This is a genomic window from Halorientalis brevis (assembly GCF_023077655.1).
In genome coordinates this window covers 681,533-693,532 of the sequence record NZ_JALLGV010000001.1, presented here as the reverse complement: position 1 = coordinate 693,532, position 12,000 = coordinate 681,533, and the positions used below count along the sequence as shown (strand labels likewise).

The following is a 12,000-nucleotide window of genomic DNA, read 5'->3' as shown; positions in this document are numbered from 1 at the left end:
TTCTTGGTGTCCGCGGGCGTACCTGAACGTATGCCGAAGACTGAGGAGATCAAGTGTACCTCCCCGGACTGTGAACTCGACATGTTCGAGAATCACTATACGTACGACGTCCCCGACGATCTCAGCGTCTCGGACCTCAACTGCCCGATGTGCGGTGGCACCGACTGCCTCGAAGCGATCGAACTATGATCCGCGAACTCGGCCGCTCGATCGGTAACGCCGTGATGGAGACCGTCGGCCGTGCGGCAAGCACGGTCCAGGAACGCCGTCCCCTGCCCGTCGATCTCCTGGAGAGCGAGGACGCCTACCTCGCCGTCTTCGACGCGCCGGGCACGACCAGTAGCGACGTTCAGGTCCGGTTCGAGGACAACACCGTCGAGGTTCGCGTCGACCGCTTCCGCGACTTCCACGAGGGCTACGACATGCTCCTGCCCGGCCGCGGCCTCGCACTCGACGGACAGATCACGCTGCCCGCCGACGCCGACGTCGACCCGAAAGAGGCGGACGCGACCCTCCGACAGAACGGCACGCTCGAAGTTCGCGTGCCCAAGGAAGACACCGCCAGCGAGATGCCCGTCACGGAGGAAACCGACACCACCGAGGGCGAAGACGCGACCGACGACGGGGCCTGATCACTCGACGGTCATCCCCTCGACGACCGCGAACTCCTCGTCACCGTCGAACCGGGTCGGATCGAACGCGTCGAGCGCGTCGCCGATCCACCCGTCACTATCCCCCTCCACGTCTTTCTCTAGCAGCATCCGTGCGACCGCGTCGCCCAGCGCGGGCGCTCGCATGAACCCGTGGCCGTGCCAGCCGACTGCGACGAACAGGTCGGGAGCGACTTCCCCCACGAGCGGGTCGCGGTCGGGCGTCGCCGTACAGAGGCCTGCCCAGGACCGGTCGACTGCCGGCACGTCGACTTCCCGAGCGAGCGCGTCTCCGAACCGGTCACACGCCGAGGTCACGAACGCCTCGTCGGCCGTTCGGTCCCAGTCGTCCGGATCGAAGTCCCGTTCTTCAGTCCCGTCGCCCACCAGGAATCCCCCGTCGCGCGGTCGGCAGTAGAACCCTGCCGTCGCGTCGTAGAGGATGGGTGCGTCGCTGCTGGCCGGAGACGGCTCGGTCACGAGCGCCTGCACGCGGTAGGCCTTGACCGGAACGGGAACGTCGACCGCGGCGAGGAGCTTGCGGGTGTGGGCCCCGGCCGCGACGAGGACTGCGTCGAACTCCCGAACGCGGTCGGGCGTCGTGACGGCTGGTCCCTCCGCCAGGGCCACCTCGGTGTCCGTCTCGATGGTCGCGCCGGCAGCCCGCGCCTGCGCTGCCACGACCTCGGTGTAGGTCGCCGGGTCAGTTGTGGCGGCGTCGTGGGCGATGGCGGCCACCGCGACGTCGTCGGTCCGGAGCGCGGGGAACCGATCCGCGAGAGCTGCTGGCTCGACGAACGCCACGTCACGGCCCCGTTTTCGCATCCGCGGGACCTGTTTTTCGATCGCCTCGGCGCGACCCTCGTCGCCGTCGCGCGCCAGCCAGACGTAGGGGCGTTCCGTGAACGAAAAGCGCGTTTCGGCTGCGAGCGAGCGGAAGCGGTCCATCGCCGCCGCGGCCACGGCCGCGTCGATGCGGTCCGCGACGGCGTCGTAGCAGATGCCGGCGGCCCGGCCGGAACTCCCGGCGGCGACCGATCCCCGCTCGAAGAGCGTCACCGCTGCCCCGGCGTCCGCGAGTTCCCGCGCTGCGGTCACGCCCACCGCGCCGCCACCGACGACTGCAACCCGTTTGGATGCCATCGGTCTCGTATCAGTCCGCGACCGCGTCGATCCCGCGAGCAGGGTAGCCGACGACGGTGTCGACGCCAGCGTCTCGGAGCCGGTCCGTCTGCGTTCGGACGCTGTCCTCGTCGCCGACGAGCGCGTAGTCCCGGACGGCCTTCGAGAGGACCGACCGCGCTCGGCCAGTTGCGGTCGCGTCCGTCGCGGCGTCGGCCGGCAGTGCCTCTCGGACGGGTTTCCGGCGTGCGGCGTAGGCACCGACGGCGTCGAGGATGGCGTCCTCGTCGTCGCTCACGACCAGCGGCGCGTAGACGGCGATTTCGCCGTCGAAGCCTGCCGCCCGGAGCGCGCGGAGATCGCGCTCGGTCGACCGCGAGAGCAACTCGAACTGGGTGCCGCCGACCGCGAGCGCGATCCGCTCGACGCTCTCGGTCCCGACCCATGCGTCCGGAGCGCGGTCCCTGGCAGCCCCGAGTCGCGGGGCGACGGCCCGCTGTTTCTCCTCGTCGGTCAGATACGCCGGGTGGCCCGCGACGAGAACCCGTCCGACGGAGTCGGGGAGCCGTTCCCAGCGCTCGTCGTCGCCGAGCGGGTCGAACCCGTCGGCTCGGACTGGCGTCGTTACTCGGACCGTCTTGTCGTCGGCGAGGTCCGTCAGCGTCTCGGCGTCCGGGAGGTGTTCGCGGCCCTCGTAGTCGATCGTCACCGTTTCGACCGCGAGGTCTCCCGCACGCGAGACGTCACACTCCGTCGGTTTCACCGCGATCGCGTCGATACCCGCCGTCGCCAGTACGCCCTCGGTTAACATTCGTGTCTCCTCCAGTAGCGCGTGGCCGCGACCGCCGTCGGCCACGCTCGCGAGTTATCTGAATCCCGATCCCTCGCGGCAAAACGCTGTCGTTTACCGCCCCTCTCCGTTCGCCGATGAACCAGCTATACTGGGAGATCAGCGTCTTCCGGACGCTGCTCTCGGTTCACCGATGAAACGGTTACACTGGGAGATCAGCATCCGGATCGACCTCTCGATCGACTTCCTCGGGCATCTGCCAGTCGGTCGCCAGTTGCAGCAACTGGACGAGGATGCGCGCCGTCGCGCCCCAGACGGTGTAGCCGTCGACGGTGAAAAAGTGGAGGCGGATGTCGCCGTAGTGGGGATGGTCGCGGCGTTCGGACTCGTAGTTGTCGAGGTCGATCAGGTCTTCGACGGCGAGGATGGCGATCTCTGCGACCTCCCGCTCGTCGGGCGTGTACTCCGCGTCGGGAACGCGAGCGACGTACGGCCGCACCGAGTATCTGGTGACGGTCCGGATGTCGTCGAGTCGGCCGACGATGTCGGCAGCCGCCGGGTCGAGACTGATCTCCTCGTTGGCTTCCCGGAGCGCGGTCGCCTGGAGACCGTCGTCGCTGGGCTCGCGGCCGCCGCCGGGGAAACTCATCTGGCCGGGGTGTTCGCCGAGGTGGTCTGCACGCTTGGTGAAGAGGAGATAGTGGTCTCCGTCGCGGGTGATGACCGGCGCGAGCACGGCTGCCTCGCGCTCCTCGTCGGAAATACCGACAGCGTCGTGCGCGACCACCCGCTCCAGGTCCATACACTACATGTCGAACCGGGCGCTCTTAATTTGCCCGGGGTCCCCTGATTTATGAGAGGGCCTCGTCGAGCCGGTCGCGTGCGGCCGCGAGATCGACCGGCGCCCACACTTCGAGTTCGTAACTCACGTCGAGCAGTTGCTCGATGCGCTCGGTGTCGCCGGCCGCGACGGCCGCGTCCGTGTCACGCTGGAACTGCGCTTTGCCGGCCTCGCCCAGCCGCTCCCGGTCGATCGACCGCTGCTCGATGGCCATGATGTGTGGCAGGTCCGTCGCGCCCTCGAGCAACTCCGGGAACGCGACGGGACCCGGGAACAGCCACTCTTCGTCGGTGTCGTCGGCGTCGACGGACACGAGGTGGTACGTCCCGATTGCGTCGTCGACGTCCGGATCGAACGCCGAGGGGTCACAGTCCTCGCCCTGTTTGTACGCCAGTTCGACGAGCGCCTGCCCGAGTTCCTCGCGAGTGAGCGCGCCGAAGAGGTCGACGACGCCCGCCAGCTCGTCGCCGGTCACGTCCATGTCCCGTCGGGCGACTGGCTCCCTCTTTACGCTTCTGCCCGCTCCCCGTGCGGCCGTCAGCGGCTCCCCGTTCGATCAAGCCCTTCGTCGGAGGCGTCCCTGACCGCCGCCGGGTCGAGGTCGGTGTCCCGCCAGGCGGGGAGCCGAGTGTCCTCGGCCGGCGGCTGGACGGCATCGGCGTAGGTCTCGACCTGCTCGCGCTCGCCGGCGGCGTCGAATTCGAGGCCGTTGAACGCCGCGTCGGTCTCGTACTGCCGGACGAGGCGGTCGGCTTCCGCTCGGTATCGCTCGCGGAGCCGGTCGTACGCCGGCTGCAGGCCCGCGTCTTCGACGACCTGGAACAGCGCCGTGGCGACCTCGCTGCACATGTCGCCCAGGCCCTGCGGCCCGCCGACGGCGCGGTGGTCGTGTTCGTGCTGGCCGAGGTCGACCTGTGCGGAGCCGTCGAAGCCGGCGCCCTCGAAGGCGTCCCCCAGGGTCCCGATCTCCAGGCCCCAGCCGCGTTGGGCCCGCAAGCTCCGGACGAGCTCGCTCGTCGCGGCGAACTCGCCGGCCAGGGCGTACCGGAAGCTCGCCAGGTAATCGACGACGTCGTCCTCGTGGCCTTCGTCGAGCGCACGCACCAGCGGCGTGTAGAAGAGCCGAAAGAGGCGGCCGTAGAGGCGGTCGTTCTCGACGCGGGCGTAGTAGCCCTTCGAGAAGTCGTAGCCCTCTGCGAGCGGGAAGAGCAGCCGCGGGACGTGGGCGCGAGAGTACGTCGTCGCGTCGGCGTCGTGGACGACGACGTACTCCTCCTGGGCTGCCAGCCCGAGCGCGAGCCAGACGTCGCGGCCCTTCCCGGCGGGGCCGTTCAGGCCGACCTCGCCGAGTCGCTCTCGGACTTCGGGAGCGTTGCACCACAGCACGTCGGGGGCGAGCTCGAAGGAGTCGAGCCACCGGGTGACGGTGGCGACGTGGTCCTCGCTGGCTCGCAGGGCGACGATGACGCGGGCCGGGTCCACCCGTTCGAGCGTGGTGAGAACGCGCTCGGCGGCGAGGCTGGCGTGTTCGCGCTCGGTGAGCGGCACGACGACGGCGGCGCTCTCCGTGGGCGCGTCGGGAACCCGGTCGGAGAACGCGTGGAGCGTCGCCACGCGCTCCTGGACGTATTCCATCGCCAGCACCTACGGATGCTCCCCGAAAAAGTCCGCCGTTCTCGGTTATGCTCTGGCTCCCGTCGGGAACCGCCCGAGTCGGTGGACGACGACGAGAACGGCCACGAGACAGAAGAGCGCGGCGACGAGCGCGCGGAAGACGAAATCGAAGGCGAGGCCGGCGTCGGTGAGTGCGCCGACCGCGGAGCTCCCGGTCGCCTGGACGATCATCATGCTCCCGCTGTAGGCGGCGTAGGCGCTGGCGCGGTGCCGATCGGGCAGCGACCCGAGCAAGAGCGTGTCGACCGCCGGGAAGAGGCTGTGAACGACGTACCCCAACAGCGCACTCACGAGTGCCAGCGTGACCAGTCCCGACGAGACGGTCACCAGGAGGACCGCGCCACCGAAGCCGACGAGAACGGCGAAGAGATAGGACACCAACGGCAGGCGGTCGGCGAGGTGGCCGGAGACGAAGAAAGCGGGGACGCCGGCGGCGAACACGACCGTCAGCAGGTTTCGGGCCATCGTTCCGGAGACGGCTTTCGTCGTGGTGAGGTAGGTGACGTAGAAGTTGAACAGCCCGTTCCAGACGAAGCCGGCGAACCCGAGGATGGCGACGCCGGCGAGGACGATCGGGTACTGCTGCCGGACCGCGCCCAGCAGGTCGCGGTCGTGGACGCCCGCGTTCGGCAGGTCGGTCTGCCTGCTGGCGAGGACGAAGCCGGCGGTGGCCAGCGCGGCGACGACGGCGATGCCCTGGAAGGTGGTTCGCCAGTCACCGACGAGCAACGCGGCGGTGACCAACAGTGGGGCACCGGCGGCGGCCAGTTGCGAGGCCATTCCGTGAATCCCCAGCGCCCGGCCGACTCGCTCGGGGTAGAGTTCGGTGACGAGCGGGTTGGCCGCGATGAAGTACGCGCCGCTGGCCATCCCCATCAGGAAGGCCCCGAGCATGAGCGCCGGAATCGACGGTGCAGCGGCGGTAAACAACGCCGCGGCCGTCAGGACGCCCCCGGTCGCGAGGACGACGTACTGCCGCGGGACGTGCGTCAGCAGATAGCCCGTCGGAATGCGCGGGAGCGCGCTGCCGAGCCAGGCGAGCGTCGCGAGCAGCCCCAACGTCGTCCCGCTGGCGCCGAACGCGGTCCGGAGCGGCTCCAACAGCGGGGCGAAGACGACGCGACCGAGGTTGACGAGGAAGACGAGCGAACAGAGCGACCCAAACACCTCTCGTCGTGCCACGGCGGCCCTTCCGCCGCCGCCGAGTCAAACCTTCCGGGAGCCGCCGCGACGCGCTCGTCGAACACGTGTCAGACGACCGGCATGGTATTTATACCGTCGCCGTGTTTAGCGTCTGATATGGAATCCGTTCGCAAGGGGCTGCGGTCCGGGGCGATCGAGAAAGACACCTACGAGCGGCTCACCTGCGCGGAGTGCGGTGAGGAACTCGGGACGCGAAACGACCCGGACGCACTGGGAACCGTCCGGTTCTGTCCCGAGTGCGACCGAGAGTGGCAGCGGATCGGGTAGCGCTACTCGAAGACGGCGTCGAAGGCCCCGGCACCGAGCGGCTCGAACGTTCCCGCATCGACGTTTTCCTGAACGTGGGCAGGCGATCCCATCCCGACCAGCGACGTGGTCACCCCGGGCGCGCTCCGCGCGAAGTTGATCGCGCGCTGGGCGCGGGTCTCCCCGTCGAGTTCCGCTTCGACCTCGTCCGGCATCTCGGCGGCGAGTTTCCCTTGCATGATCGACGCGCTCGTGAACACGTCCAGCCCCGCGTCGTTGGCGAACCAGAGCGCGCTCTGCGGACCGTCGGCCCCCTCGTGGGATTCGACGGTGAACGCGTCGGCCATGTAGACGTTGAACGGGAGCTGAATGGCTCTGAGATGCGTCGCGTCGGTCCCGGCCGCGTCCGAGGCTGCCCGCGCCCGCGAGACGACCTCCGGGAGCGAGAGATAGCTCTCGTGGTCAGGCCCGACGCGGAAGGCCTCCCAGGTCGCTACCCCGTAGTGGCGGACGTCGCCGGCCTGGGCGCGCTCCTCCAGCCTCGTGAACGTCGCCTCGAGCTGATCGTAGACGTCTTCGCGGCTCTTGGTCTCCAGCTGGGTTTCGGGATTGTGGATGTAGTAGAGGTCGATGGCGTCGAGACCGAGGTTGTCGAGCGAGCGATCGAGCTGGTCGTCGACGTAATCCGGGGCGATGCAGTGCTGACCCAGCGCGAGGTCGTCGGGGTCGACGATGCCGGAATCGAGGTACTCCTCGCGGATGTACTGGCCGGGATCGGCCGGCCGGTCGCCGTCGAAGCCCACGAAGCCGCCCTTCGTCGCGACGAGGACGGCCTCGCGGTCGACGTCGGCGTCGTCGATGGCGTCGCCGACGACCCGCTCGCTGCGCTGACAGCGGTAGTTGATGGCGGTGTCGACGACGTTCACGCCAGACTCCAGTGCCTGGACGATGGCGTCGTGGTACCCCTCGTCGGCGGCGTCGGTGGGTTCGCCGAGGTAGGTGCCGACGCCGATCGAGGAGACGACGCAGTCGGAGAACGCCCGATAGTACGTGCGAGCGAATCGCTCGTGATGGTCGTCACGGTAGTCCCAGGTCGCCTCTCGTGTGGCCATGTCGCTGGGTTGGAGAGCCGGCGGTAAAACCGGGGCGGTCGCGGTGGTCCGTGGCATCGCCGACTGGTGGCTGTCGATACAACTGGCGTCCGAATAGTTCAACTGTGGAGAAAGTTTGACCACGGCCCCGGTCGAAGCCGAATTACATGCCCTCCGGTCGATCGGTGCTGTATCGCGATGTGTTTCTCGCGCTCCTCTGCGTCGGACTGTTGACGGCGCCGCTGTGGTTCGCTGCACTCCATATCGGTGATTCGACCTACCGGTACGAGCGCGTCCGTGTCACAGCGGATGCCTCCGGGATCGCGTATGCTACCGACGACGTCACGGAATCCAGGCTGCCGATCAGCCACGAGGTCGGGTGTTCGAGCGGCTCGGAGATTCGTATCTGTTCGCTCGAACAATTGGTGCTCGATCGGGGACGGATTCCCAGTTCGTTCTCCCACAGTACCCCCAACAACACGCTCGAACCGGGAGCACTCGGCGCGCGATACCGCTACGTATTGCTGAACGACACCGTCTACGAGGCAGCCTACGTGACGAACACGTCTGCGCCACGAGACGACGGCATGTACCCGGTGGCTCTCACCCTTGAACCCGTTTCGCCGGAGCGAGCGCTGCGGGACGTTTCTGTTCCGGTCGAGTCCGCGTCCCCAGTCGTCGCGAGGGCTGCACGAGAAGGGAGCGCGACCTCACATCGCAACGTACCAGTCCCGGAGACGCCGATCCGACTCGAAGACGGGCGGATACGACCCGAGGACGGGCGGTATTACCGGGTGTATCTCGAAGGATCTGACGACCCCTCGTCGTTCACACGGTTCATGCTGCCGTTTTTCGCTTTCTTGACAGGGACGGTGTTTCTCCACCATCTGAGCCGACGTGTCGAACTGATCTACGTCGGCACGTCTCCTCATACCGAGCGCGACGAGAACGACGGCGAAGAGTAGCGTCCCCTCGTTTCGGCGAAACACAGACGACCGTCGATCTCACGTGCACGCTCGTGCCGTCTCGGACTCGATATGTCGGGCGATGCCACCGACGGGGAAGTTAAGGAACTGGTCGCCGTACCTTATTCCGTCTCGCTGCTCTCTGTTTGTGATTCGCCTGCTGGAGACCGGTCACGTCGTCCGTCTGATGTGGCTGCAGTCTGTGCTCCCCTGCTCTCGGCCAGCGTTCGTCTGCCGAGCACTCGACACACAATGACTCCGAATCCCGAACTCCGCACGACTGAACAGGTACCCCTGGAGATGGCGAAAGAGATCCTGGACGCGATGGAAGAGCAGTCCGAAACCATCGGTTTACAGAGCGTGATGGCCGTGACGGACGCCGAAGGGAATTTCATCGCCCAGCGCCGGATGGACAACGCCTGGTTACCGAGCGTGAACATCTCCCTGAACAAGGCTTACACCGCTGCCGGATTCGAGATGGCCACCGAGGACCTCGCTGAGGTCACGATCCCCGGCGAATCACTGTGGGGCCTCCAGGTGACCGACGAAAGCCGTCTCGTCGTGTTCGGCGGCGGCATTCCGCTGGAGCACGACGGCGCCGTGGTGGGTGCCGTCGGTTCGAGCGGCGGCGAGGTCAGCCAGGACGTCGAAGTCGCTGAGGCCGGCGTCGAGCGATTCGACGAACTCGTCGAGTAACTCGCTCAGCGACCCTTTTTCTCACGCCAGGCTGGTCATCGCGATCAGGCCTGATCTGTGGGATGAACTCACGGTCCGTGGTGGCCTCCCGGAGTCCGAGAACCCTCGACTATATGTCGCCGGACATCGCGTCGAACAGCCGATCGGTCAGCTCGGGCATGGTCATCCCGGTCGAGGGACCGATGCCCTCCATGTGGTCGATGGAGATCTGGCCGCCGCCCATGCGAGCGTGGCCGCCGGCCTCGGCCATCGGGATGTCGTCGACGGCCGAGCGTAGCGTCTTGCCCATGTGGACGCGGTCGTCCCGAGAGCGTCCGGAGAGGTGGATGGTGCCGTCTTTCTCGCCGGCGACGACGACGGCGGTCACGCCCTCGAGCCGGAGGAGTTCGTCGGCGGCCTGCGGGATCGCGTCGGCGTTGTTCACGTCGCCGACGTTGGAGAAAGCGAAGGCGGTGCGGACGTCGCGGTTGGTGATGGCGCGCGCTTTCACCTCCAGTACTTCGGCGTCGACCTCGGGGTTGGCGATGCGGTCGAGCGCGTCCTGGTCGACGCCGCTGTAGAGGTACGCTGCGGCCCGGAATTCGGCGGGCGAACAGCCCTTCGTGAGGCTCTTCGTGTCGGACTGGATGCCGTGGATGAGACCCGTGGCCACGTCGGTCGGGAGTTCGTCGGGACCGGCCTCCTCGTCGGGATCGATGGGCGTCCAGCCCATCGACTGGCAGTACTCGGCGAAGATCGTGGCACAGGCCCCGTTGTCGGTTCGCACGTCGGTGAACTCCGTGCCGGTGCCGCCGCCGGGGTGGTGGTCGATGACGGCGAACGGGTCGATGCTGTCGGCGCCGGAGAAGCCGCGGGGCGTGTTGTGGTCGACCAGGACGACGTCGTCGGCGGCCAGTTCGCTCGCGTCGACGACGCGGTCGAAGTTCAGGTCGAGGACCGTCTCGAACGCACGATTTTCCTGGTGGCGAATCTGGCCCGCGTAGTGCATCGTCGCGTCGGTGTCGACTGCCGACGCGATCGCGTCGACGGCCATCGCACACGACATCGCGTCCGGGTCCGGGTTGGGGTGCATCAGAATGGCGATCTCGTCGCGTTTGGCCAGGGCGCGTCTGAACCGGTGACCCTTCGAACGTCGGAGTCGCTGGACGCCCCAGCTCGCGCTGACGGCGGCCACAGCCAGGGCGACGACGGCCAGGATCGCGAGTTCGGGATTCTCCAGGGCGAATGCCGCGGTGGTGTCGACGGCGTTTTGCACGCCACCACCACCTGCGGCTGCAAGTGGCATACTCGGCTGCTGTCGTCCCGGAGAAATAAGAATGTACCCCATCTCTCCGATATCTGTCAATCTTGGGAGACTGGCCGTTTCAGATCCGCTACGACGTAGTGTTACTCGCCCGACCCCGAACGATAGGCCTCGATCGCCGCCCGATACCCCTGTTTGTAGGTCGGATAGCGCAACTCGTATCCGAGGTCCCGGAGCCGCTCGTTCGAGCAGCGTTTGCTCGTCTGGATGCGCCGACGGGCTGGTTCCGAGAGGTCGTCGTCGGCCAGTCGCTCGGCTTTCGTCCGCTTCGGCGGCTCCGGGGCACCACACTCGTCGGCGAGCCAGTCGGCGAACGCCCACTTCGAGACCGGCTCGTCGTCGACGACGAGGACGGTCTCGTCGCGCGCGAGGTCTGCTTCCAACAGGAAGCGCACGGCCCCTGCGGCGTCGTCGCGGTGGACCATGTTCAGGTATCCCTCCGTGACCGGGCCCTCGACGTAGCGGGTCAGCCGATAGCGATCGGGGCCGTACAGGCCGGCAAAGCGGGCGACAGTTCCGTCGATGCCGTGGTCGGCAGCGACTTCGCGGGCGACGCGTTCGGCTTCAGCCAGCACCTTCGTTTTCTCCGTCGTCGGATCGATAGCCGTCCCCTCGTCGACCCAGTTACCGTCGTGATCCCCGTAGACCCCGGTACTGGAGGTGTAGACAAGTCGTTCCGGCGGGTCGGCCCGACTGCCGAACTGCTCGATGGCAGTGCGCAGTCCCTCGACGTAGACCTCGCGGGCCGCGTCCGCGCCGCGACCGCCTGAGCTGGCCGCGAAGACGACGGCGTCGGCGTCCGGGACCGACTGGAGGTCGTCCGGATCGGTGACGTCCGCCTGTACTGCCTCGAACCCGGCGGCTTCGATGGCCGCGATGCCGTCTGCTGAGCGGCGGACGCCCACGACCTCGTGGTCGTCGTTCAGCTGTCGCCCGAGTTCGAGGCCGACGTATCCACAGCCGAGGATGACGACTCGCATGGCTATCGCTTCTCGCTCTCGATGAACTGGTGGAGCACGGCGTACTCGCCCAGTGTGATCGGATAGCGGCCTTCGACCTTCTGCTGGATCTCCTTGGCTTCCAGCTGGCCGTCGATGCCCGACTGGATGGCTTCGACGTCGAGGACGGCGGTACTCATCCCCATCAACAGGATGTCGCGCGCGTCGGCGAGGATGAAATCTGCGTCCGGCCGGTCGGGGTCCGTCGCGAGGATCCCAGCTGCGTCCTCCAGCGTGAGTTCGGGCGACTCTCCGTCGACGAGAGCTTCGAGCGTCGACTCGTCGACGCCCGTCGCCTCGGCCACGGCGTCGATTCCCTGCGTCTCGACCGTCTCGGCGAGTTCCTGTTCGTACGCCGTCTGCAACTCCTCTGGGTCGCGCTCGCCCGGCGTCTCGAACTCGTCTCTGAGCATGCTCGCCG

15 protein-coding genes are annotated in these 12,000 nt (G+C 67.6%); 5 read left to right on the top strand and 10 right to left on the bottom strand.

Translation table 11 applies throughout. From position 1 onward, the window contains the following. Window positions 1–30: 30 nt before the first annotated feature. Entirely contained in the window at window positions 31–189 is a 159-nt protein-coding gene (locus tag MU553_RS03645; RefSeq protein WP_247375738.1) for a DUF7559 family protein, read from the top strand. Further along, window positions 186–632 carry an Hsp20/alpha crystallin family protein gene (locus MU553_RS03640; protein ID WP_247375736.1) on the top strand — a complete coding sequence of 149 codons (447 nt, stop codon included), beginning with the start codon at window positions 186–188 and terminating at the stop codon, window positions 630–632. The genes MU553_RS03645 and MU553_RS03640 overlap by 4 nt, the downstream gene beginning before the upstream one ends. Here the strand turns inward: MU553_RS03640 and MU553_RS03635 are convergent, their stop codons facing one another. The 6 genes from MU553_RS03635 to MU553_RS03610 form a co-directional block, all read right to left on the bottom strand. Beyond that, on the bottom strand, window positions 633–1,793 hold the full coding sequence (locus MU553_RS03635; RefSeq protein WP_247375734.1) for an NAD(P)/FAD-dependent oxidoreductase: 1,161 nt from the start codon (window positions 1,791–1,793) through the stop codon (window positions 633–635). Between the two features lie 10 nt (window positions 1,794–1,803). Next, window positions 1,804–2,583 (bottom strand): DUF7388 family protein, encoded by a 780-nt coding sequence (locus tag MU553_RS03630; protein ID WP_247375732.1) that lies wholly within the window; start codon window positions 2,581–2,583, stop codon window positions 1,804–1,806. A gap of 181 nt (window positions 2,584–2,764) precedes the next feature. Then, window positions 2,765–3,364 carry an NUDIX hydrolase gene (locus MU553_RS03625; RefSeq protein WP_247375730.1) on the bottom strand — a complete coding sequence of 200 codons (600 nt, stop codon included), beginning with the start codon at window positions 3,362–3,364 and terminating at the stop codon, window positions 2,765–2,767. Between the two features lie 49 nt (window positions 3,365–3,413). Then, window positions 3,414–3,884: a DUF7109 family protein gene (locus MU553_RS03620; RefSeq protein ID WP_247375728.1), complete on the bottom strand. Its 471-nt coding sequence runs from the start codon at window positions 3,882–3,884 to the stop codon at window positions 3,414–3,416. A 56-nt stretch (window positions 3,885–3,940) separates the two neighbouring features. Then, window positions 3,941–5,038 carry a glycosyltransferase family protein gene (locus MU553_RS03615; protein WP_247375727.1) on the bottom strand — a complete coding sequence of 366 codons (1,098 nt, stop codon included), beginning with the start codon at window positions 5,036–5,038 and terminating at the stop codon, window positions 3,941–3,943. Between the two features lie 45 nt (window positions 5,039–5,083). After that, on the bottom strand, window positions 5,084–6,259 hold the full coding sequence (locus MU553_RS03610) for an MFS transporter (protein WP_247375725.1): 1,176 nt from the start codon (window positions 6,257–6,259) through the stop codon (window positions 5,084–5,086). 117 nt (window positions 6,260–6,376) lie between these two features. Between MU553_RS03610 and MU553_RS03605 the strand changes: the two genes are divergently transcribed. Next, complete coding sequence (locus MU553_RS03605) at window positions 6,377–6,547, top strand: HVO_0758 family zinc finger protein (protein ID WP_247375723.1); 171 nt, start codon at window positions 6,377–6,379, stop codon at window positions 6,545–6,547. Between the two features lie 2 nt (window positions 6,548–6,549). Here the strand turns inward: MU553_RS03605 and MU553_RS03600 are convergent, their stop codons facing one another. After that, window positions 6,550–7,638: an aldo/keto reductase gene (locus MU553_RS03600; protein ID WP_247375721.1), complete on the bottom strand. Its 1,089-nt coding sequence runs from the start codon at window positions 7,636–7,638 to the stop codon at window positions 6,550–6,552. 146 nt (window positions 7,639–7,784) lie between these two features. Here MU553_RS03600 and MU553_RS03595 point away from each other — a divergent pair, with 146 nt between their 5' ends. After that, entirely contained in the window at window positions 7,785–8,582 is a 798-nt protein-coding gene (locus tag MU553_RS03595) for a DUF8127 domain-containing protein (protein WP_247375719.1), read from the top strand. A gap of 252 nt (window positions 8,583–8,834) precedes the next feature. Further along, on the top strand, window positions 8,835–9,278 hold the full coding sequence (locus MU553_RS03590) for a GlcG/HbpS family heme-binding protein (protein ID WP_247375717.1): 444 nt from the start codon (window positions 8,835–8,837) through the stop codon (window positions 9,276–9,278). A 109-nt stretch (window positions 9,279–9,387) separates the two neighbouring features. Here MU553_RS03590 and MU553_RS03585 read toward each other — a convergent pair whose 3' ends face one another. The 3 genes from MU553_RS03585 to MU553_RS03575 form a co-directional block, all read right to left on the bottom strand. After that, window positions 9,388–10,563 (bottom strand): DHH family phosphoesterase, encoded by a 1,176-nt coding sequence (locus MU553_RS03585; RefSeq protein ID WP_247375715.1) that lies wholly within the window; start codon window positions 10,561–10,563, stop codon window positions 9,388–9,390. 101 nt (window positions 10,564–10,664) lie between these two features. Next, window positions 10,665–11,561: an SDR family oxidoreductase gene (locus MU553_RS03580; RefSeq protein ID WP_247375713.1), complete on the bottom strand. Its 897-nt coding sequence runs from the start codon at window positions 11,559–11,561 to the stop codon at window positions 10,665–10,667. A gap of 2 nt (window positions 11,562–11,563) precedes the next feature. Further along, window positions 11,564–11,992, bottom strand: a complete 429-nt coding sequence (locus MU553_RS03575; protein ID WP_247375712.1) for a DUF5791 family protein — start codon at window positions 11,990–11,992, stop codon at window positions 11,564–11,566. Window positions 11,993–12,000 lie beyond the last annotated feature (8 nt).